General features: G+C 74.5%; 14 protein-coding genes. 2 read left to right on the forward strand and 12 right to left on the reverse strand.

Annotated features, from left to right (window positions below; translation table 11 throughout):
• Positions 1-200: 200 nt before the first annotated feature.
• The 6 genes from whiA to TEK04_RS06765 form a co-directional block, all read right to left on the reverse strand.
• Positions 201-1,181 carry a DNA-binding protein WhiA gene (gene whiA / locus TEK04_RS06740; protein ID WP_336403555.1) on the reverse strand — a complete coding sequence of 327 codons (981 nt, stop codon included), beginning with the start codon at positions 1,179-1,181 and terminating at the stop codon, positions 201-203.
• Between the two features lie 118 nt (positions 1,182-1,299).
• Positions 1,300-2,274, reverse strand: a complete 975-nt coding sequence (locus TEK04_RS06745) for a gluconeogenesis factor YvcK family protein (RefSeq protein ID WP_336403556.1) — start codon at positions 2,272-2,274, stop codon at positions 1,300-1,302.
• Complete coding sequence (gene rapZ, locus TEK04_RS06750) at positions 2,271-3,203, reverse strand: RNase adapter RapZ (protein ID WP_336403557.1); 933 nt, start codon at positions 3,201-3,203, stop codon at positions 2,271-2,273. The genes TEK04_RS06745 and rapZ overlap by 4 nt, the downstream gene beginning before the upstream one ends.
• Positions 3,200-5,197, reverse strand: coding sequence for an excinuclease ABC subunit UvrC (gene uvrC, locus TEK04_RS06755; RefSeq protein ID WP_336403558.1), 1,998 nt, complete (start codon positions 5,195-5,197; stop codon positions 3,200-3,202). The genes rapZ and uvrC overlap by 4 nt, the downstream gene beginning before the upstream one ends.
• Positions 5,198-5,207: 10 nt before the next feature.
• Positions 5,208-8,135 (reverse strand): excinuclease ABC subunit UvrA, encoded by a 2,928-nt coding sequence (gene uvrA, locus TEK04_RS06760; RefSeq protein WP_336403559.1) that lies wholly within the window; start codon positions 8,133-8,135, stop codon positions 5,208-5,210.
• 71 nt (positions 8,136-8,206) lie between these two features.
• Complete coding sequence (locus TEK04_RS06765; protein ID WP_336403560.1) at positions 8,207-9,661, reverse strand: amidase; 1,455 nt, start codon at positions 9,659-9,661, stop codon at positions 8,207-8,209.
• 50 nt (positions 9,662-9,711) lie between these two features.
• On the opposite strand from TEK04_RS06765, the gene TEK04_RS06770 reads away from it, so the two are divergent.
• Positions 9,712-10,371: an MBL fold metallo-hydrolase gene (locus tag TEK04_RS06770; protein ID WP_336403561.1), complete on the forward strand. Its 660-nt coding sequence runs from the start codon at positions 9,712-9,714 to the stop codon at positions 10,369-10,371.
• Between the two features lie 96 nt (positions 10,372-10,467).
• Here the strand turns inward: TEK04_RS06770 and pgi are convergent, their stop codons facing one another.
• The 3 genes from pgi to TEK04_RS06785 are packed head-to-tail and all read right to left on the reverse strand — an operon-like array spanning position 10,468 to position 16,066.
• On the reverse strand, positions 10,468-12,135 hold the full coding sequence (gene pgi / locus TEK04_RS06775; RefSeq protein WP_336403562.1) for a glucose-6-phosphate isomerase: 1,668 nt from the start codon (positions 12,133-12,135) through the stop codon (positions 10,468-10,470).
• A 39-nt stretch (positions 12,136-12,174) separates the two neighbouring features.
• Positions 12,175-13,989 (reverse strand): glycoside hydrolase family 15 protein, encoded by a 1,815-nt coding sequence (locus tag TEK04_RS06780; protein ID WP_336403563.1) that lies wholly within the window; start codon positions 13,987-13,989, stop codon positions 12,175-12,177.
• Between the two features lie 55 nt (positions 13,990-14,044).
• Positions 14,045-16,066 (reverse strand): S9 family peptidase, encoded by a 2,022-nt coding sequence (locus tag TEK04_RS06785; protein WP_336403564.1) that lies wholly within the window; start codon positions 16,064-16,066, stop codon positions 14,045-14,047.
• Between the two features lie 58 nt (positions 16,067-16,124).
• Between TEK04_RS06785 and TEK04_RS06790 the strand changes: the two genes are divergently transcribed.
• A complete protein-coding gene (locus tag TEK04_RS06790) occupies positions 16,125-17,357 on the forward strand; it encodes a metal-dependent hydrolase family protein (protein ID WP_336403565.1) in 1,233 nt (410 codons plus the stop codon).
• Positions 17,358-17,436: 79 nt separating this feature from the next.
• Here TEK04_RS06790 and TEK04_RS06795 read toward each other — a convergent pair whose 3' ends face one another.
• From TEK04_RS06795 to TEK04_RS06805, 3 genes are all read right to left on the reverse strand, one after another.
• Positions 17,437-18,576, reverse strand: coding sequence for a TerC family protein (locus TEK04_RS06795; protein WP_336403566.1), 1,140 nt, complete (start codon positions 18,574-18,576; stop codon positions 17,437-17,439).
• Between the two features lie 234 nt (positions 18,577-18,810).
• The gene (locus TEK04_RS06800; protein WP_336403567.1) at positions 18,811-20,178 is read right to left on the reverse strand and encodes a sensor histidine kinase; all 1,368 of its coding nucleotides are present in this window, start codon (positions 20,176-20,178) and stop codon (positions 18,811-18,813) included.
• Positions 20,175-20,855 (reverse strand): response regulator transcription factor, encoded by a 681-nt coding sequence (locus TEK04_RS06805; protein WP_336403568.1) that lies wholly within the window; start codon positions 20,853-20,855, stop codon positions 20,175-20,177. Before TEK04_RS06805 ends, TEK04_RS06800 begins: the two co-directional genes overlap by 4 nt.
• Between the last annotated feature and the right edge of the window lie 72 nt (positions 20,856-20,927).

The raw sequence follows: 20,927 nt of genomic DNA on the forward strand, positions 1-20,927 counted from the left end.
TGCGACCTCCATGAGTGTCTGCGTGGATGCTCGTCGGGGGTCGCGCTGGGTGCCGTCGTGGGACCCGCGGACCGCCTCGGGTGTTGACCCTATCCGCCCGCCGGGTGTTCGGCGTGCGCGCCCGTCGCCGCAGGTCAGCCCGGCCGCACGACGTCGGGGACGTCTGCCGGGGCGTCAGCGGCGACGTCGGCGGTGTCGGCTCAGGGGCCGATCATGTCGTCGGTGACCACCGACTCGGTGTCGGGGATGCCGAGGTCCTTGGCCCGTTTGTCGGCGGTGGCCAGCAGGCGTCGGATGCGGCCGGCCACGGCGTCCTTGGTCATCGGGGGGTCGGCGCGCTGGCCCAGCTCCTCCAGCGACGCCTGGCCGTGCTCCAGGCGCAGACGCCCGGCCACCAGCAGGTGCTCCGGGGCGTCGTCGCCGAGGATCTCCAGGGCCCGCTCGACCCGCGCGCTGGCGGCCACGGCAGCCCGGGCCGACCGGCGCAGGTTGGCGTCGTCGAAGTTGGCCAGGCGGTTGGCCGTCGCCCGGACCTCGCGGCGCATCCGCCGCTCCTCCCACGTCAGCACCGCCTCGTGCGCACCCATGCGGGTCAGCAGCGCGCTGATCGCGTCGCCGTCGCGGACCACGACCCGGTCGGCCCCGCGGACCTCGCGGGCCTTGGCCGCGATGCCCAGGCGACGGGCGGCGCCGACCAGGGCCATCGCGGCCTCGGGCCCGGGGCAGGTGACCTCGAGCGAGGAGGAGCGGCCCGGTTCGGTCAGCGACCCGTGCGCGAGGAAGGCCCCGCGCCAGGCCGCCTCGGCGTCGTTCAGGCCACCGGACACCACGGCCGGGGGCAGCCCGCGCACCGGGCGGCCGCGTTGGTCGACCAGCCCGGTCTGCCGGGCCAGGCCCTCGCCGTGCTTGGCGATGCGCACCAGGTAGCGCACCCCCCGGCGGATGTTCCCGCCGGCCAGGACGCTGACCCCGCTGGTGTAGCCGTAGACCTCGCTGATGTCGCGTCGCAGGCGGCGGGCCACCGAGCCGGTGTCCAGCTCGGCCTCGATGACCACCCGTCCGCCCACGATGTGCAGGCCCCCGGAGAAGCGCAGCAGGGCCGTCACCTCGGCCTTGCGCTCGGAGGTCCTGGTGCACTCCACCCGGGAGAGCTCGTCCTTGACCATCGCGGTCATCGCCATGCGCTGCCCCTTCCCCCTCGGTCGGCCCGCCTGCGGAACCTGCTGCGCGTGGCGGCGGCGAACTCGACCGTCGACGCCCGATACTGCCGCACGCCGGCCCGGGTCGGCCCGCCCGGGTTCACCGGCGCCCCTTCCCGGACGCCCCCGCCACGACGGCGGCCAGAGCCGCGCCCAGCAGCTGCGGGTCGTGCTGCGGCGCACCGCCGTGCGCCGCCACCGGCGCCAGCACCAGGTCCGCCCCGAACTCCCGCACAGCAGACAGCAGACCACGCCGGTCAACCACCGAGGACTCGTCCGCGACCACGGTGTGCAACGGCACGCCCTGCAGGTGGTCGTGCAGGACGCGGAGGTGCTGCTCCGGCGAGAAGTCGTCGGTCTCGCCCGCCTGCGGCTCGAGGTTGAGCACGACCACCACCCGGGCCGGCGTGGCGGCCAGGGCGGCGCGGAGCCGGGGCACGAGGAGGTGCGGCAGCACCGACGTGTACCAGGAGCCCGGGCCCAGGCAGACCACGTCGGCCCGGGCGATGGCGGCCAGCACGTCGGGGTGCACCGGCGGGTCGGCCGGGGTCACCCGGATCGAGCGGACCCGGTCGGGGCTCGCCGCGATGGCGACCTGCCCGCGGATGTGCCGCGACCGCTGCGGGTCGTCGGGGTCGACGGTGTCCACGATGGCCACCAGGTCGAGCGGCACGTCGGCCATGGGCAGCACCCGGCCGCGGGCACCGAGCACCCGGCAGAGGGTGTCCAGCGCCGTCACCGTGTCCCCGCCGTGCATCTCGGTCAGGCCGGTGAGCACCAGGTTGCCGACCGGGTGCCCGGCGAGCACCCCGCTGCCGCCCAGGCGGTGCTGCAGCAGGGCGGCCAGCTCCTGCCGCTCGGCGTCGTCGCCGGCCAGGGCGGCCAGGGCCATGCGCAGGTCGCCGGGGGGCAGCACCGGCATCTCCCGCCGGATGCGGCCCGAGGAGCCGCCGTCGTCGGCGACCGTGACCACGGCGGTCAGCTCACCGGCCAGCGGGCGCCACGCGGCCAGCGAGGCGGCGAGGCCGTGACCGCCGCCCAGGGCGACGACCGACGGACCGGCCCCCGCCGTCACTCGCGACCCAGGTCGCGGTGCCGGGCGCTGGCGGTGACCCCCTCGGCGGACAGCCGCCGGGCGAACTCCTCGGCGATCGCCACCGACCGGTGCTTGCCGCCGGTGCACCCCACGGCGAGCGTGAGGTACTTCTTGCCCTCCCGGCGGTAGCCTGGGACCAGCAGGCGCAGCACCTCGAGGTAGCGGTCCAGGAACTGCTGGGCGTCGTCGGCGGCCAGCACGTGGTCGCGCACCGGGGCGTCGCGGCCGGTCAGTGGGCGCAGCTCGGGCACCCAGTGCGGGTTGGGCAGGAACCGGGCGTCGACGACCAGGTCGGCGTCCAGCGGCAGGCCGTACTTGAAGCCGAAGCTGAGCACGGTGGCGGTCAGCTCGGGCAGGGCGCCCTCGTCGAGGAACGCCGCCTCCAGGGTGGTGCGCAGCTGGTGGACGTTGAGGTCGGAGGTGTCGACCCACAGGTCGGCCTCGCCGGCGATGCCGGTGAGCAGCGCCCGCTCGGCCGCGATGCCGTCGGAGAGCCGGCCCGACCCCTGCAGCGGGTGCTCGCGGCGGTTGGACTCGTACCGGCGCACCAGCACCTCGTCGCGGGCGTGCACGTAGACCACCCGGGGGCGGTGGCCGGCGTCGGTGAGCCCGCGGATCGCCTCGGCGAGGTCGCTGGAGAAGGCCCGGCTGCGGACGTCGACCACGGCGGCGAAGCGCCGCACGTCCCCGCGCGACCCCAGCTCGACCATCGGCGCCAGCAGCGCCGGCGGCAGGTTGTCCACCACGAAGAACCCCAGGTCCTCCAGCACGCGACCGGCGGTGTTCTTGCCGGCGCCGGAGAGGCCCGTGACGACGACGACCTCCAGCGGCGCGCCGGGCCCGTCGTCGGGGAGGCGGGGGTCGGGGTGGGGTGCGTCGGGGTGGGGCGTGTCGGGCAGGTCGGTCACGGGGCGGCTCCGGTGGTCTGCGGGACGGTCGGGGCGCCATCATCCCCGGCCGGCTCGGCGGTGGGGTCGGCCACCGCACCCGTGGGTGGCTCGGCCACCGCGGCCAGCACCGCCTCGGCGGTCCGCCGGCCGATGCCCGGGACCCGGACCAGGTCGTCGACGGTGGCCGCGCGCAGGCGCTTGAGGGAGCCGAACTCCTTCATCAGGGCCTTGCGCCGGGTGTCGCCCAGCCCGGGGACGTCGTCGAGGAGGGACACCAGCATGCCGGCCGACCGCTTCTGCCGGTGGTAGGTGATGGCGAACCGGTGGGCCTCGTCGCGGACCCGCTGCAGCAGGTACAGGGCCTCGGAGGTGCGCGGCAGGATGACCGGGTCGGGGTCGCCGGGGAGCCACACCTCCTCCATCCGCTTGGCCAGCCCGCAGACGGCGACGTCGTGCACACCCAGCTCGGCCATCGACCGCGCGGCCGCCGCCACCTGGGGCGCGCCGCCGTCGACGACCAGCAGGTTGGGCGGGTAGGCGAACCTGCGGGGTCGCCCCTCCTCGGCGGCCACGCCCTGCTCGTCGACGCGGTCGGCCTCCTCCTTGAGGTGCCGGGCGAACCGGCGGCGGACGACCTCGGCCATCGCCGCGGTGTCGTCGGTGCCCTGGGCCACCTGGAACCGCCGGTAGTCGCTCTTCTTGGCCAGGCCGTCCTCGAAGACGACCATGCTGGCCACCACGTTGGTGCCCTGCACGTGGCTGACGTCCATGCACTCGATGCGCAGCGGGGCGTCGGGCAGGTCGAGGGCCTCCTGCAGCTCCGACAGCGCCAGCGACCGCGCGGTGAGGTCGCCGGCCCGCTTGACCCGGTGCCGGGCGAACGCCTCCTTCGCGTTGCGCTCGACCGTCTCCATCAGCGAGCGCTTGTCCCCGCGCTGGGGCACCCGCAGGGACACCCGCGAGCCGCGCAGCTCGCTGAGCAGCTCGGCGTAGACGTCGGCCTCGGCCGGCAGCTCGGGGACCAGCACCTCGCGGGGCACCGCCTCGCCGGCCTCGCCGACGCCGGTCTGCTCGTCGACCCCGCCGTAGACCTGCAGGAGGAACTGCTCGACCAGTTCGCCGGTGCCGACGTCCTCGACCTTGTCGATGATCCAGCCGCGCTGGCCACGGACCCGACCACCGCGCACGTGGAACACCTGGACGGCCGCCTCCAGCTCGTCCTGGGCGAAGGCGACGACGTCGGCGTCGGTGCCGTCGCCCAGCACGACGGCCTGCTTCTCCAGCGCCCGCCGGAGGGCTCCGAGGTCGTCGCGCAGCCGGGCGGCGCGCTCGTACTCCATCGCCTCGGCCGCGGCGGCCATGTCCTTCTCCAGCCGCCGGATGATCTGCTCAGTGCGCCCGCCCATGAAGTCGCAGAAGTCGTCGACGATGTCGCGGTGCTCCTCGGCGGAGACCTTGCCGACGCAGGGGGCCGAGCACTTGCCGATGTAGCCCAGCAGGCAGGGCCGCCCGATCTGGCCGTGCCGCTTGAACACCCCCGTCGAGCAGGTGCGGGCGGGGAACACCCGCGTGAGCGTGTCGAGGGTCTCGCGGATGGCCCAGGCGTGGGCGTAGGGCCCGAAGTAGCGCACGCCCTTGCGCTTGGGCCCGCGCATGACCTGCAGCCGCGGGTACTCCTCATTGAGCGTGACGGCCAGCGACGGGTAGCTCTTGTCGTCGCGGTACCGGACGTTGAACCGGGGGTCGAACTCCTTGATCCAGTTGTACTCGAGCTGGAGGGCCTCGACCTCGGTGCCGACGACCGTCCACTCCACCGACCCGGCGGTGGTGACCATCTGCCGGGTGCGCGGGTGCAGGCCGGCGATGTCGGCGAAGTAGCTGTTCAGCCGCTGGCGCAGGCTCTTGGCCTTGCCCACGTAGATGACCCGGCCGTTCGGGTCGCGGAACTTGTAGACCCCGGGGGACTCCGGGATGCTGCCGACGGCCGGGCGGTAGGTGGACGGATCGGGCACGGCCGCCCGCTCAGCCGGTGACGACGCCGGTGACGCCGGCGTCGGCGCGGGCCGCCGCGACCTTCTTGCGCGGCTTCTTCTTCCCCGCCGCCGCGATGCGCTCGGGGTCGAGGATGTCGGCCAGGAAGCGACCGGTGTGGCTCTCGGGGATGCCGGCGATGAGCTCGGGGGTGCCCTCCCCCACCACCGTGCCCCCGCGGAAACCGCCCTCGGGACCCATGTCGATGAGCCAGTCGGCGCTCTTGATCACGTCGAGGTTGTGCTCGATGACGATCACCGAGTTGCCCTTGTCGACCAGGCCCTGGATGACCAGCAGCAGCTTGCGGATGTCCTCGAAGTGCAACCCCGTGGTGGGCTCGTCGAGCACGTAGACGGTGCGCCCGTTGGACCGCTTCTGCAGCTCGCTGGCCAGCTTGACCCGCTGCGCCTCGCCGCCGGACAGGGTGGTGGCCGGCTGGCCCAGCCGGACGTAGCCCAGGCCCACCTCGGTGAGGGTCGTGAGGTAGCGGGCGATGCCGTTGATCGGGGCGAAGAACTCGGCGGCCTCCTCGATGGGCATGTCGAGCACCTCGGCGACCGTCTTGCCCTTGTAGCGCACCTCCAGGGTCTCCCGGTTGAACCGCGCGCCCTTGCAGACCTCGCAGGGCACGTAGACGTCGGGCAGGAAGTTCATCTCGATCTTGAGCGTGCCGTCGCCGGAGCAGGCCTCGCAGCGACCGCCCTTGACGTTGAAGCTGAACCGGCCCGGCTGGTACCCCCGGACCTTGGCCTCCTCGGTGGAGGCGAACAGCTTGCGGATGGCGTCCCAGACGCCGGTGTAGGTGGCCGGGTTGGACCGCGGGGTGCGGCCGATGGGCGACTGGTCGACGCCCACGACCTTGTCGAGGTGGTCCAGGCCGGTGACCGTGCGGTGCCGGCCGGGCACCATGCGGGCGCGGTTGAGCTGGTTGGCCAGCACCGTGTAGAGGATGTCGTTGACCAGGCTGGACTTGCCCGAGCCCGACACCCCGGTGACCGCGACCAGCAGGCCGAGCGGGAAGGTGACGTCGACCCCGCGCAGGTTGTGCTCGCGGGCGCCCTTGACCACCAGCTCGCGGCCCGGGGTGGGCACCCGGCGCTGCGCCGGGACGGCGATCTCCTTGCGGCCGGACAGGTACTGGCCGGTCAGCGAGCGCTCGCTGGCCAGCAGGTCGTCGTAGGTGCCCGAGACCACGACCTCACCGCCGTGCTCGCCGGCGCCCGGACCGATGTCGACGATCCAGTCGGCGGTCTTGATCGTGTCCTCGTCGTGCTCGACGACGATGAGGGTGTTGCCCATGTCGCGCAGCCGCACGAGGGTCTCGATGAGCCGGATGTTGTCGCGCTGGTGCAGCCCGATGGAGGGCTCGTCCAGCACGTAGAGCACGCCCACCAGCCCGGAGCCGATCTGCGTGGCCAGCCGGATGCGCTGGGCCTCCCCGCCGGCCAGGGTGGCGGCCGGCCGGTCGAGGGAGAGGTAGTCCAGGCCGACCGAGACCAGGAACGACAGGCGGGCCTGGATCTCCTTGAGCACGCGGTCGGCGATAGCCCGCTCGCGCTCGCCGAGGACCAGGGCCGACAGCCACTCGGAGGCGTCGCCGATGGACAAGCCGGTGACCTCGGCGATGGAGCGGTCGTCGAGCTTGACGGCCAGGATCTCGGGCTTGAGGCGGGTGCCGTGGCAGACCGGGCAGGGCACGTCGCGCATGTAGCCCTCGTACTTGTCGCGCATGAAGTCCGAGTCGGTGTCCTCGTGCCGCCGCTCGAGGAAGGGCAGCACGCCCTCGAACGCGGCGTAGTAGCTGCGCTCGCGGCCGTACCGGTTCTTGTAGCGGACGTGCACCTGCTCGGGCGAGCCGTGCAGCACGGCCTTCTGCACCTTGGCCGGCAGCCGCTCCCACGGGTCCTTCATGGAGAAGCCGAGCTGGTCGGCCAGCCCGCCGAGCAGCCGGGTGAAGTACTCGTTGCTCATCGAGCCGGCCCAGGGGGCGATGGCGCCGTCGGCGAGGCTCTTCTCAGGGTCGGGCACCACCAGGTCGGGGTCGACCTCCTTGCGGGTGCCGATGCCGGTGCACTCGGGGCAGGCGCCGAAGGGCGAGTTGAAGGAGAAGGAGCGGGGCTCCAACGCCTCGAAGCTCAGGCCGTCGTCGATGCAGGCCAGGTGCTCGGAGAAGGTGCGCTCGCGCTCGGGGTCGTCCTCGGGCAGGTCGACGAAGTCGAGCAGGACCAGGCCGCCGGCCAGGCCCAGCGCGGTCTCGACCGAGTCGGTGAGCCGCCGCTTGGCGCTCTCCTTGACGGTGAGCCGGTCGACGATCACCTCGATCGTGTGCTTCTCCTGCTTCTTGAGCTTGGGCGGCTCGGTGAGGGAGTGCACGGTGCCGTCGACGCGGACGCGGGAGAAGCCCTGGGTCTGCAGCGAGGAGAACAGGTCGACGTACTCGCCCTTGCGGGCGCGGATGACCGGGGCGAGCACCTGGAAGCGGGTGCCCTCCTCCATCTCGAGCACCTGGTCGACGATCTGCTGCGGGGTCTGCCGGGCGATCGGCTTGCCGCAGTTGGGGCAGTGCGGCTGGCCGGCGCGGGCGTACAGCAGGCGCAGGTAGTCGTAGACCTCGGTGATGGTGCCGACGGTCGACCGCGGGTTGCGGTTGGTCGACTTCTGGTCGATGGACACCGCCGGCGACAGGCCCTCGATGAAGTCGACGTCGGGCTTGTCCATCTGCCCCAGGAACTGGCGGGCGTAGGCCGACAGCGACTCGACGTAACGGCGCTGGCCCTCGGCGAAGATGGTGTCGAAGGCGAGGCTGGACTTGCCCGACCCGGACAGCCCGGTGAACACGATCATCGCGTCGCGGGGCAGGTCGAGCTGGACGTCCTTCAGGTTGTGCTCACGGGCGCCGCGGACGACGAGCCGGTCCATGTGGATCCCTGTCTGTGTGGTCGTGCGGACGGTGCGGGGGGTCGACGCGACGGCCGGCCGGGGTGGCGGGCTCAGCGGGCGGCGACGGGGTCGAAGACGGGGGCGTGCCGGCGCCAGGGTTCCTGGCGCTCCAGCTCCGCGGCCAGCCAGAGTAGTCGCGTCTCGGCACCCGGGGGGCCGACCAGCTGGACGGCCAGCGGGGTGCCCGACGCTCGTCGACCGGCCGGCAGCACGAGCGCGGGGAGGGCGGCCAGGTTCCACGCCGAGGTCCAGGGCGCCCACCGCGCGTTGGCGGAGACGTTGGCCAACCAGCCCCGCTCGTGCCAGGGCCGGGCCGCCAGCGGGGGCCCCGTGGTGACCGGGGTGAGGAGGACGTCGACACCGGGGTCGGCACCGGCCGCCGACCCCGCGAACCAGGTGGTCATGGTGGCCCGGAAGCGCTCGGCGGCGGCCGGGCGCACCAGCCCGGCACGGCGGGCCCACCGCCCCCACCGGGCGTGCACCCGGGTGCGCGGCTGCAGGTCGTGCGGGGCCAGGCCGCGGTCGGCCGCGTCGTCGGCGGCGCCGGCGAACCACCGGGCGACCACGGCGAGCGCGGCACCAGGCGGCACCGGCGGGTCCCGCCGGACGACGGTGTGGCCCAGCTCGCGCAACCGGGCGGCGACCGCCTCGACCGCCGCGCGACCCTCCGCGTCGAGCCGGGCGCCCGGTAGCGGGGACCGGGTGGAGACCGCGACGGTCAGCGCGGTCGTGTCGTCGTCGGGTGGCTCGACGGCGGCACCCCCGGGCAGGTCGGCGAGCACCGCGTGGCCGAGTGCGACGTCGGTGGCCGTGGTCGCCAGCACCCCGTTCTCGGCCATGCCCGACCACGAGTCCGCGCCCAGCCCGGCCGGGACCACGCCGCGGCCGGGCTTGAGCGTCACCAGGCCACAGGCGGCTGCGGGCAGGCGCAGCGAGCCCATGCCGTCGTTGCCGTGCGCCAGCGGCACCCCGCCGGAGGCGACCGCGGCGGCGCTGCCCCCCGACGACCCGGCCGGGGAGAGAGCCGTGTCCCACGGGTTGCGGCTCACGGTGCCCGGTCCGTCGGTGGCCGCGAACACGCACAGCTCGGGGACCCGCGTGATGCCCACGACGACCGCACCGGCGGCCCGCAACCGGGCGACGACCGGGTGGTCGGCGGTCGCGGGCGGGCCGGGCACCGCCGTGCCGTCGGTGACCGTCTCGCCCGTGACGGCCACGTTGTCCTTCACCGCCACCGGGACGCCGGCCAGCGGCAACCGGGCGCGGTCGGGCCGGGCGTCGACCTCGGCCGCCTCGGCCAGCGCGACCTCGGCCCGGACCACCCGGAAGGCACCCACGCGCGCCTCGACGGCGGCGATGTGCGCCAGGTGCGCGCGGACCACCTCGACCGCCGTGGTCTGGCCCCGCCGGACCCGTGCTGCGAGCTCGGCAGCGGGCAGGCCGACCAGCGGTCGGGCCTGCTCCCCCGAGCCGTGCGCGCCGGCCGTCACTAGGTTGGCGTCCATGCCGTCGAACCTAGACGGACCCACCGACAGTCTCAGATCGGAGCGGACCAGTGCCGACCTACACCGGTGACGTCGAGGTCGGCGGTCCGGCCGACACCCGCGAGCTGCCCGGCCTCACCATCACCAAGGTCGCGGTGAGCGAGATGGCGAACAACGCCTACCTGCTCACCTGCACCGCCACCGGCGACGGCGTGCTGGTCGACGCAGCCGCCGACCCGGAGGCCCTGCGGGCGCTGGTCGGCGACACCAGGCTGACCTCGGTGGTGACCACGCACGGGCACTGGGACCACCACCGCGCACTGCCCGAGGTGGTCGCCTCCAGCGGCGCGGCCACGATGGCGCACCCGGCGGACGCCGCCGACCTGCCGGTCCCGGTCAGCCACCCCGTCGAGCACGGCGACACCGTCGCGGTGGGCGACCAGGTGCTCGACGTCGTCCACCTGCGCGGCCACACCCCGGGCTCGATCGCGCTGGTGTGGCGCGGCGGCGAGGCCGGCACCCACGTCTTCACCGGCGACTCCTTGTTCCCCGGCGGCGTGGGCAACACCCAGCAGGACCCCGAGCGGTTCGCGCAGCTGGTGGACGACGTCGAGGAACGGCTGTTCGGCACGCTGCCCGACGACACCTGGGTCTACCCCGGCCACGGCAAGGACACCACCATCGGCGCCGAGCGCCCCCACCTGCCCGAGTGGCGCGCCCGCGGCTGGTGACCCCGTCGCGGGGGTGGCCCGACGTCCCTGACGGTGGCCGCACGTCGGTACGTGCGCACACCGCAGGAGATGTCCGGCCACCCCGTGACCGGGCCGTCAGGCGCGGTGGGCGAGGTACCAGTCGATGAGCGCCTTCGTCGAGGAGTCCTGCGACTGCAGGGCCTCCTCGTCGCCGGTGAGCGCCGGGGCGATCTGCAGGGCCAGCTGCTTGCCCAGCTCGACACCCCACTGGTCGAAGCTGTCGATGCCCCACACCGCGCCCTGGGTGAAGGTGATGTGCTCGTAGAGCGCGATCAGCTGGCCCAGCACCGACGGCGTGAGCGCCGCGGCCATGATCGAGGTGGTCGGCCGGTTGCCGGTGAACACCCGCGCCGGGACGACGTCCTCCGCCGTCCCCTCCGCCCGGACCTCGTCGGCGGTCTTGCCGAACGCCAGCGCCTTGGTCTGGGCGAAGAAGTTGGACAGCAGCAGGGCGTGGACGTCGGTGTCGCCGTCGACCAGCGCGTGCTGCGGGGTCGCGAACGCGACGAAGTCGGCCGGGACGAGCCGGGTGCCCTGGTGGATGAGCTGGTAGAAGGCGTGCTGGCCGTTGGTGCCCGGCTCGCCCCAGAAGACCTCACCGGTGTCGCAGGTGACGGCCTCGCCGTCCCAGCGCACGCCCTTGCCGTTGCTCTCCATGGTGAGCTGCTGCAGGTAGGCCGGGAAGCGGTGCAGGTACTGGCTGTAGGGCAGCACCGCGTGCGTGTGCGCGCCCAGGAAGTTGACGTACCAGACGTTCAGCAACCCCATGAGCAGCGGTACGTTGCGCTCCAGCGGGGTGGTGCGCACGTGCTCGTCGACGGCGTGGAAACCCGCCAGGAACTCCTCGAACCGCTCGGGCCCGATCGCGACGGCGAGCGAGGTGCCGATGGCGGAGTCGACCGAGTAGCGGCCACCCACCCAGTCCCAGAAGCCGAAGGCGTTGTCGGTGTCGATGCCGAAGTCGGCGACCTTCTCGAGTGCGGTCGAGACGGCCACGAAGTGCTTCGCGACCGCGGCGCGGCGCTCGTCGTCGGCCTCCGGCGTGCCCAGGCCGTCCCACAGCCACTGCCGGGCCAGCCGGGCGTTGGTCAGGGTCTCCAGGGTGCCGAACGTCTTGGACGCCACGATGAACAAGGTGGTCGCCGGGTCGAGGTCGGCCACGGTCTCGGCCAGGTCGGTGGGGTCGATGTTGGAGACGAACCGGCAGGTCAGCCCCTCCTGGCGGGAGGCGGCCAGCGCCTCGTAGGCCATCACGGGGCCGAGGTCGGAGCCGCCGATGCCGATGTTGACCACCGTGGCGATGCGCTGACCGGTCACCCCGGTCCACTCCCCGGACCGCACCTTCCCGGCGAAGGCGTAGACCTTGGCCAGCTCGGCCCGGACGTCGGCGTCCACGTCCTGCCCGTCGACGACCAGCGGGTCCAGGCCGGCCGGACGACGCAGGGCGGTGTGCAGGACGGCGCGGTCCTCGGTGACGTTGATCCGCTCGCCGGCGAACATGGCCTGCAGCCGGTCGACCACCCCGGTCTGCTCGGCGAGGTCGCGCAGCAGCTCCAGCGTCTCGTCGGTGACGAGGTTCTTGGACAGGTCCACGTGCAGGTCGGCGACGTCCACCGTGAACCGGTCGGCGCGCCCGGGGTCGGCGTCGAACCAGCCGCGCAGGTCCGGGGTGAGTGCGTCGCGGTGGGCCAGCAGCGCCGTCCAGGCGGCGGTGGACGTGGGGTCGTGCGAGGGGGTGGCCACGGGGCGGACTCCTGGGGGTCGGGGTGGACGTCGACGACGCTAGGGCAGCCGTGCGCCGCCCGCGCGGGCGGCGCCCACCGGTGCGTCGCTGCGGTCGTGCCGGCCCTCGGCGAGCTGGACGGCGCTGACCACGAGGCCGAAGTGGCTGAACGCCTGCGGGGTGTTGCCCAGCTGACGGTGGCCGTCGGTGTCCCACTCCTCGCTGAGCAGCCCGAGGTCGCTGGCGCAGCCCAGCAGCCGCTCGAAGAGGGCGACGGCGTCGTCGCGCCGGCCGACCCCGTGCAGCGCGTCCACCAGCCAGAACGAGCAGGCCAGGAACACCCCCTCGGCACCGGGCAAGCCATCGCCGGAGCTCTCGGGCCGGTAGCGCAGCACCAGCCCGTCCCGGGTGAGCTCGCGCTCGACCGCCTCCACGGTGGCCACCACCACCGGGTGGTCGGGCGGCAGGAAGCCCACCCGGGGCACCAGCAGCAGCGCCGCGTCCAGCTCCGCGGAGCCGTAGGACTGGGCCAGCCGGCCCTCGTGCAGCCCCTTCTCCATCACCTCGGCGTGGATGGTGTCGCGCACCCGCTCCCAGTGCTCGACCGGACCGGGCAGGCCGTGCTCCCGGGCCCCGCGGACCATGCGGTCGAAGGCGACCCAGGCCATCACCTTGGAGTGCACGAAGTGCCGCGGTTCGCCGCGCTGCTCCCACAGCCCGGCGTCGGGCCGCCGCCACTGCCCCTCGAGGTGGTCGAGCATGGCGCACTGCAGGTCCCAGGCGTCGTCGTGGGCGCCCAACCCGGCGGCGCGGGCCAGGTGGAGGGCGTCGAGGACCTCGCCGACGACGTCGAGCTGCAGCTGCCCGGCGGCCCCGTTGCCCGTGCGCACCGGTGTCGAGCCCTCCCACCCCGCCAACCAGTCCAGCTCGAGCTCGGGGAGCCGGCGGGTGCCGTCGACGGCGTACATGATCTGCAGGTCGGCCGGGTCGCCGGCCACCGCGCGCAGCAGCCACCGCCGCCAAGCCGCGGCCTCGTCGGTGTGGCCGGCGGCCAGCAGGGCCTGCAGCGTGTAGGTCGAGTCACGCAGCCAGCTGTAGCGGTAGTCCCAGTTGCGCGGCCCGCCCGGCTGCTCCGGCAGCGACGTCGTGGCCGCCGCGACGATCCCGCCCGTCGGGGCGTGGGTGAGCGCGCGCAGCGTGATGAGGGACCGCGTGACCGCGTCGGCCCAGCGACCGCCCACCCGCTCGCCGCCGTCGACCCACTCCTGCCACCCGGCGAGGGTCTCGGCCAGCGCCCGCTCGGCGTCCACCTCCGGCGGGGCGTCGTCGTGGCCCGGCGTCCAGGTCAGCACGAACGGCACCCGGTCCCCCGCCCGCACCGTGAACTCCGAGACCGTGCTGCGGTCGCGTCCCTCGAGCGGGGCGGCGGTGCTCAGCCACAGCGCGTCGGGGCCGGCCAGCGCCTGCAGCCGCCCGCCGCGCCGGCGCACCCACGGCACCACCCGGCCGTAGTCGAAGCGGACGGTCAGCTCGCCCCGCATCGCCACCTCGCCCGACACGCCCTCGACGATGCGGACGACGTCGGGGTACCGGCCGCGCAGCGGCATCAGGTCGACGACCCGCACGGTGCCCCCGGCCAGCGCCCACTCGGTCTCCAGCACCAGGGTGTCCCCGAGGTAGCGGCGGGATGTGCAGCGCCCGCCGTCGACCGGTGCGAGCGACCAGCGGCCGGCGTCCGGGGTGTCCAGCAGCGCGGCGAAGCAGGCGGGTGAGTCGAAGCGGGGCAGGCAGAGCCAGTCGACCGCACCCTCCGCGTCGACGAGGGCGGCGGTCTGCAGGTCGCCGACGACGGCGAGGTCCTCGATGCTGGGCACGGCCGCGATCATGCGGCCGGGGTCGGTTCCCTGCACCCCGGACCACCGGGGCCGGTCAGGCCGGCGCCGGCTCCCCCTCGGACCGGTCCGCGGGCCCCGCGGGCAGGGCGGCCGCCGTCGAGTTGCCCGGGGTGGGCAGCCACCTGCCCCACCAGCGCAGCACGTGCTCGAGCCGGGCCAACCGGTGCCGCGGCCGGCCCGAGCGGGAGAGCTCGTGGCCCTCGCCGGGGAATAGCAGCAGCTCGGTGTGCACGCCGCGGCGCTTGAGCTCGACGTAGAGCCGGGTGCCCTGCTCGAGCGGGCAGCGCCAGTCCTCCTCGGAGTGCACGACCAGCGTCGGGGTCGTGATGCGGTGCGCGCCGGCGAGGGCCGACTGGGCCGCGATGCGCTCGGGGTCGGTGCCCACGTACTGGTCGGCGAAGAAGAACCCGATGTCGCTGGAGCCCACGAAGCTGACCGGGTCGTTGAAGGCCCGCTCGCTGATGCCCGCGGCGAACCGCTGCGTGCGGCCCAGCAGCAGGGTGGTCATGTACCCGCCGTACGAGCCGCCCATGACGCCGACGCGGCTGTCGTCGAGGTCGGGTTCCTGCAGCGCCTCGTCGAGGAAGGCCACGACGTCGTCGGCGTCCAGCCCGCCCAGCTGGTGGCGGATGGCCCGGCCGTGCTCCTGGCCGTAGCCCGAGGAGCCCCGCGGGTTGCACTGCAGCACGGCGTAGCCGGCGTCGACGTAGACCTGCGTCTCGTCGAGCAGGTGCCAGCCGTACTGGGTGAACGGGCCGCCGTGCACCATCAGCAGCACCGGGTGCGGGCCCTCGCCGGCCGGCGTGGTGACCCAGCCGTGCACCGGGTAGCCGTCCGGGGCGGTGGCGGTGCGCTCGCGCATCGGGCGCAGCCGACCGGTGGCCTGCAGCGGGCTGCCGAAACCGGTGAGCAGGCGCCGCCGGCCGGGCGTGATGGCCAGCAGCTCGCCCGCCGACCGGTCGTGCGCCACGGTGGCCACGACCACGCCCCCACCCGCGGCGATGCCGCGCGTGGTGAACGGGCCGTCGACCAGGGCCTCGGGCTCGCCGCCGGCCAACGGCACCCGCAGCAGCTCCACCGCGCCCTGCTTCTGGACGGCGACGAACGCGTCGCCGTCGGCCACCACCACCCGGCCGAAGTCGTGGCCCAGGTCGTGCCGTTCGGGGTCCAGCAGCGGCTGCGGGTGCCCACCGGCGGCGTCGACCCGGCACAGGGTGGTGCCGCGCCCGACGAAGTCCAGGCCGTCGGGGCCCAGGTCGGGCTGGGCGGCGAGGTAGACGGTGCGGCCCTCGGGGTCACCGGGGTCGTAGGTGGGCGCCGAGCACGACGACCGGGACTCGGTGACCCGGCGCAGGTGCGAGCCGTCGGGGCGGCAGGCGTACACGTCGGTGACCAGGTCGCGGTCGGCGCGGGCGTGCCGGGCGGACACGAAGACCAGCTCGGTGCCGGCGGGGTGCCAGGCGACGTCGGTGTCGTCGTGGTCGCCGGAGGTGACCTGCACCGGCTCGGGCACCGGGACCACGTCGTCGACCTCGTCGGGGAGGTCCAGCACGAAGACGTGCCGGCGCCGGTCCACCGTGAAGCCGACGTCGTCGGCGCGGTACTGCAGGGTGGTGATCAGCCGCGGCGCCTCACCGGCGGCGTCCACGCCGTCCTCAGTGCCGTAGCGGCCGGCCTCGGGCACCCGCGCGGTGTAGGCCAACCGGCGGGAGTCCGGCGCCCACACCGGCGCCCCGGCACCCAGCGGGTGGTCGGTCAGCCGGCGGGCCTCCCCGCCCCCGGTGGGCAGCACGTGCAGCTGGGGCTTGCCGCCGCTCTCGGCGCCCAGGAAGGCCAGCCAGCGGCCGTCGGGCGAGAAAACCGGGCCCGAGTCGCGGTGGCCGTGGGTCAGCGGACGGGCCGGCGCCGAGGCGTCGGTGGGCACCGCCCAGAGCTGGCTGCGGTACTCGTCGGCCTCGAGGTCGAGCCGGGTGACGGCGACGACCGCGGTGGAGCCGTCGGGGGACACCGTGGCCACCCCGGGCGTGCGCAGGAGGGCGAGGTCGGCGGGCCGCATGGCCAGACGCTAACCCAGGCCTGTCCGTGAGCCCGGCTAACGGCCTAGGGTGCAGGCCATGACGCGCACGGTGTTCCGGGGCGGGCAGGTCCTCGACGGCACCGGGGCGCCACCCGCCACGGCCGACGTCGCGGTGCAGGACGGCCGCGTGGTCGAGGTGGGCCCCGGCCTGGACGGCGACGAGGCGGTCGACTGCACCGGCGCCACCGTGCTGCCGGGCCTGTTCGACTGCCACGTGCACGTGCTGATGAGCGGCGTGGACACCCTCCGCCAGCTGCAGACCCCGTACAGCCAGGTCTACTTCGAGGCGGTGCGCAACCTCCGCCGCACCCTGGCCCTGGGCATCACGTCGGTGCGCGACGCCGCCGGCGCCGACCTGGGCGTGGCCGAGTCGGTGCGGTCGGGCCTGGTCCGCGGACCGCGCATGCAGATCTCGCTGGCCATGGTCAGCCAGACCGGCGGGCACGCCGACGACTGGCACGTGTGCGGCGCCGAGACCCCGCTCCTGCCCCCCACGCCGGGCCGCCCCGGCGGCATCTGCGACGGGCCCGACGAGGTCCGCCGGACGGTGCGCAGCCTGGTGCGGGCCGGGGCCGACGTCCTCAAGGTGGCCACCAGCGGCGGCGTCCTCTCCCCGCGCGACGACCCGCGGCACCCCCACTTCCGCCCGGCCGAGCTCGACGTCCTCGTCGAGGAGGCCACCGCGGCAGGGCTGGCGGTCATGGCGCACGCGCAGGGCGCGGACGGCATCAAGAACGCGGTGCGGGCCGGCATCCGGTCGATCGAGCACGGCATCTTCCTCGACGACGAGGCCATCGAGCTCATGCTGGCCCACGGCACCTGGCTGGTGCCCACGCTGTCGGCGCCGCGGGCGGTGCTCGCCGCCGTCGCCGCCGGGGCCGCGCTCCCCCGCGCCGTCGTCGACAAGGCCGTGGCCGTGCAGGCCCAGCACGACGAGTCGGTGTCGCGCGCGCACGCGGCCGGGGTGCGCATCGCGATGGGCACCGACTCCGGGGTGGGGCCGCACGGGCAGAACCTCGGCGAGCTCCAGCTCATGGCCGACCGCGGCATGTCCAGCACCGAGGTCTGGCACGCCACCACGCTGTCGGCGGCCCGGCTGCTGCGGGTCGACGACGAGCTGGGCTCGCTGGAGCCGGGCAAGCGGGCCGACGTGGTCGTCTTCGAGGGCGACGCCGGCCGCCTCACCGACCTCGCCGGCCGGGTGCGCGAGGTGTGGCTGGACGGCGAGCGGGTCGTCCACGGCGGCCGGGTGGCCGACCCGGCCGCCTGACCGTCCGGCCCTCCCGGGCCCGGACGACGGAGGGCCCACCGGACGTCGTCCGGTGGGCCCCCCGGCCGTGCGCGGGTGGTCAGTCGCCGCTGCTGCGGTCGGTGACCCCGGCGGTGCGGCCGGACGGCGGGGCGTCGGCCCGCGCGCCGGCGGGGCTGCCGTCCCGGTCGCCGGGGCCCTGCGCCTGCAGGCCGTCGCGCCCGGCGCCCTTGTCCTCCAGGCCGGTGGGGCTGACGTGCCCGGCCTCGGCGTCCTTGCGGTTCTTCCGCAGGCTGAGCACCGTCGTGATGACCAGCGTCACCAGGATGACCAGCAGAGACAGCCACGTGGGGATCTCGGGGATGACCGTGACGTGCTCGCCGCCGTTGACGAAGGGCAGCTCGTTGGTGTGCAGGGCGTGGATGACCAGCTTGATGCCGATGAACCCGAGGATGACCGCGAGGCCGTAGGCCAGGTAGACCAGGCGGTCGAGCAGGCCGTCGATCAGGAAGAACAGCTGGCGCAGCCCCAGCAGCGAGAAGGCGTTCGCCGCGAAGACCAGGTAGGTCTCCTGGGTCAGCCCGAAGATGGCCGGGATCGAGTCGACGGCGAAGATGATGTCGGCCGTGCCGATCGCGATGAGCGCGATCATGAGCGGGGTGATGAACCGCTTGCCGTCGATCTTCGTGGTGAGCCTGTCGGAGTGGTACTCCTCCGTGGTCGGCACGACCTTGCGGATGAGCCGGACGACGCCGTTCTCCTCGAACTCCTCGTCCTCGTCGTGGCCGCCGCTGCGGGCCTGCACGACGGCGGTGTAGATGAGGATGGCGCCGAACAGGTAGAACACCCAGCTGAAGTTCTCGATCGCGGCCGCGCCGACGAGGATGAAGACGGTGCGCAGGACGAGCGCGAACGCGATGCCGAACAGCAGCACCTTCTGCTGCAGCTCGCGCGGCACGCCGAAGCTGGCCATGATCAGCACGAACACGAAGAGGTTGTCCACCGACAACGCCTTCTCGGTCACGTACCCGGCGAAGTACTCACCGCCGAAGGTGCCACCGGCGAACACCAGCACGCCGAGGCCGAACAGGACCGCGATCCCGACGTAGACGGCCGACCAGGTGGCCGACTCCTTCAGGGTGGGGGCGTGCGGCGTGCGCACGTGGCCGACGAAGTCGAAGACGATCATGGCCACGATGGCGCCGACGGTCAGTGCCCAGACCCAGACAGGGACGTCCAAGGGGTGATTCCTTCCGGTGATCTGCCAGACGTGCACCGGAGGTCTCTCCCGCCGGCCCGGGGGCCGGCCGGCAGCGCCGGGGACCGATGGCGGTCCCGTGTTGACGACAGCTGCCGCGGGGGATACTCCCCTCCCTTGCGAGCCGGTGGTGCGCGATGGATCGCGGATGCAAACGGCAACCAGTCGGCGGCCGGCTCGGGGGTGGAACGAGCTCAGGTGGCGCAGGGTTCCCGCTCAGCCGGTCATCGGCAGCCGCACCCGGAAGCAGGCGCCTGCGGCCACGGGTTCGCAGGTCACGTCCCCGCCGTGGGCCCGGGCCAGTGCCCGGGCGATCGGCAGGCCGAGGCCCGCACCGCCGTCCCGGACACGGGCGGCGTCCAGGCGGACGAGCCGGTCGAAGATGCGCTCGCGCTGCTCCGCGGGCACCCCGGGCCCGTCGTCGACCACGTCGAGGGTGGCGGTGCCCCCGGCGCCGCCGAGCTCGACCCGCACCCGGCCCCGGGGCCCGGCGGCCCGGACGGCGTTGCGCAGCAGGTTGTCCAGCACCTGCCCGACCCGGTCGGGGTCGACGTCGGCCCGCACCGTCGGGCCGTGCACCTCGACCGGTCCGCCGACCCGCTGGGCACTCCCCCGGGCCAGCTCGGCCAGGTCGGTCGGACGGCGGTGCAGCGCCGGTGGGTCGCCGCTGTCGAACCGGGCGACGTCGAGCAGGTCGGCCACCAGGCGCCCCGAGCGCTGCAGTTCGCGGACGGCGCCGGCCAGCAGCTCCTCCCGCCGCGCCCGGTCGGGGTCGGTGCGCAGCACGGTCTCCACCGACGCCTGGACGGCGGCCAGCGGGGTGCGGAGCTCGTGGGCGGCGTCGCCGAGCAGGTCGCGCATGCCCGCCTCGGCCCGCCGGGCGGCCCGCTCGGCGCCCTCGAGCTCGTCGAGCATGTCGTCGAACGCGGCAGCGGTGCTCCCCAGCTCAGTGCTCGGCCGGTCGGGCCGCAACCGCCGGCCCCGGTCGCCGGAGGTGATCGACCGGGCGAGGACGGTCATCCGGTCCAGGGGCCGCAGTCCCAGCCCCACCGTGGCGCTGACCAGTGCGGCGGCCAGAACCAAGGTCACCAGGGAGCCGGTCACCAGCACCCAGCGCAGCTGGGCCACGGCGTCGGTGATGGGCGACTGGTCGGCGACCAGGGTGAGCCGCGAGCCGTCGGGCAGCTCGGTCTGCAGCACGTACGCGTCACCGGTGTCCACCACCGCGCCGGGGGCCGGTGGCCGGCCCGGACGCGCCGGTCCCCCCGCCAGTCCCCCCGCCGGGCCGGCCGGCGGGTCGGGGATCTCGCCCACCTGGTCGCCGTCCGAGGTCTCCAGCTGGGCCTGGACCGTGTCGCCGGTGACCGCCGCGAGCACGTCCTCGTCGGACCGGCCCTGCGCGACCAGGCTGGCGGCGATCTCCGCGCGGTCGACCAACCGGTCGCGCAGGTCGCTGCGCAGGGTGGCGCCGAGCACCAGGTCGACGGTCACGCCCAGGACGACCAGCAGGAGGGCGAGCAGGCCCAGCACCCACAGGCTCAGCCGGCGGCGCAGGGACGCCGTGCGCAGCACCGGTGCGGTCACGCCCGCACCGTGTAGCCCAGGCCGCGCACGGTGTGCACCAGCCGGTCCCCGTGCGCCTCGAGCTTGCGGCGCAGCGCACTGACGTGCACCTCGACCAGGTTGGGGTCGTAGTCGCCGTAGCCCCAGACCTGCGTCAGGATCTGCGTCTTGCTCACCGTGCGGCCGCGGTTGCCGACCAGGTAGGCAAGCAGCCGCAGCTCGGTGGCGGTGAGGTCGAGCCGGGCGCCGGCCCGGGTGGCGGTGCCCGCCGGCTCGTCGACGACCAGGTCGCCGACCTCGACCGCGGCGGGCCAGCGCCCGCGCCGGTTGAGCACGGCCCGCACGCGGGCGACCAGCTCGGCCATCGCGAACGGCTTGACCAGGTAGTCGTCGGCGCCGGCGGCGAACCCGGCCAGCCGGTCGGGCACGGCGTCCCGGGCGGTGAGGACGACGATGCCGGCGTCCCCTGCGCGGCGGACGTCGCCGGCCAGGTCGAGGCCGTCGCGCCCGGGCAGCATCACGTCCAGCACGACCAGGTCGGGCCGGAACCCCTCGAGGTCGGCAGCCAGGCCGGAGCCGTCGGCCCGCCCCTCCACCAGGCAGCCCTCGTCGGCCAGCGCGGTGACCACGCCGTCGCGGATGGCCGCTTCGTCCTCGACGACCAGGACGCGGGGTCGGGGGGTCCTGTCGGTGCGCACGGCAGCGATGGTGCCTCCCGCAGCCTGAAGCCGGGCTGAAGAACGGCGCACCACCCGGCGACTTCAGCGTGG

This window comes from Klenkia sesuvii (assembly GCF_037083825.1).
Taxonomy (GTDB): Bacteria; Actinomycetota; Actinomycetes; order Mycobacteriales; family Geodermatophilaceae; genus Klenkia; species Klenkia sesuvii.

Coding starts and splice junctions, on each gene's coding strand:
- whiA (WP_336403555.1), bottom strand. CDS start 1,181: ATGGCGATGACCGCGATGGTCAAGGACGAGCTCTCCCGGGTGGAGTGC.
- uvrA (WP_336403559.1), bottom strand. CDS start 8,135: ATGGACCGGCTCGTCGTCCGCGGCGCCCGTGAGCACAACCTGAAGGAC.
- TEK04_RS06765 (WP_336403560.1), bottom strand. CDS start 9,661: ATGGACGCCAACCTAGTGACGGCCGGCGCGCACGGCTCGGGGGAGCAG.
- TEK04_RS06785 (WP_336403564.1), bottom strand. CDS start 16,066: ATGCGGCCCGCCGACCTCGCCCTCCTGCGCACGCCCGGGGTGGCCACG.
- TEK04_RS06790 (WP_336403565.1), top strand. CDS start 16,125: ATGACGCGCACGGTGTTCCGGGGCGGGCAGGTCCTCGACGGCACCGGG.